General features: G+C 44.4%; 1 protein-coding gene. It reads left to right on the plus strand.

The window, feature by feature from the left end:
- On the plus strand, nt 1–733 hold a 733-nt coding region (locus tag F6K49_RS52685), incomplete at its 5' end, for a PilZ domain-containing protein (protein WP_293111088.1).
- Nucleotides 734–1,036 lie beyond the last annotated feature (303 nt).

The raw sequence follows: 1,036 nt of genomic DNA on the forward strand, positions 1-1,036 counted from the left end.
TGACTTACGTAAAGTGGTGCGAATAAATATAGGAGGTCAAACCTATTGGGGCATCACTAAGTGGATTTCTGAAGTAGGTGCTCAAATCAAGCTGACTGAGAAGCTATCTATCTCCCTTAAAGACAATCTCAAAGTAAGTCTGAAAATAATGGGGGAGAACTTGCGACTACCAGGAAAGATTACTCACACAGACCTCACGAGTGAAAGTCCAACTCTCCAAATAGGATTTAATCAGCAGATGAGTTTACCCCAAACACGGTGTTTAATTGAAATGCTGTTTTGTGGTGTGGGTCAGTGGAAACCTTGTGATACCCCTGGAGAATTCAGCTTGCTGTGGCTTTTATTAAAAAGTTTCCTGCAGCCCAGATTTGTGTTTAACCGTAATCCAAACCTCAGCACAATTAGCTCCACTGAGGTACCAAGCTCTAACCTTACCAAACTCAATGGTGAAATGGCTGTGGTAGCACCAGCACCACAGGCGATGGCAACTGTTGCTGATTTCCAAGAGGACAATAGCTCCCAACCCCTGCTCAAACCTATTTCACTAGTAGCTCAGCCTAGGGTAAAACCTACTAGTGTTGCTCAAACAGTCGGTGAAGAAGTGGCGATCAAGGTGGCAATACCAATGAATCCAGAACTAAACTCGCAGGTGGAAGCGAGCGCTCATTGGGAAGCCGAAGGTGAAACTGTTGTGATTAAAGTAGCGATACCCAATGAACTAATCCAGAAGTGACATACTCCCACACGCTTATCAAAGATTACAGTGTGGGCTTCTTACCAACTCCACCCAACGGTTCGGATACTCGGTAAGCTTTATTAACGACACGGGATGCCCCTCCGCGCCGGAACAATACAATAAGTTATATTTTTGATTAGTAGGTGGCGGTTAGCTCTTAATTTGTCTTCCCTACTATATCTAATATAAACGAGATATACCCTGTCCGCAATTCATCTGACACTCATGCTGCCCATTGAGATGTGAGGCATAAGAGCGGATGAAGCTAAATTGCCAGCTAAATGGGATTGACCTTGGCCA

This window comes from Moorena sp. SIO3I6 (genome assembly GCF_010672095.1).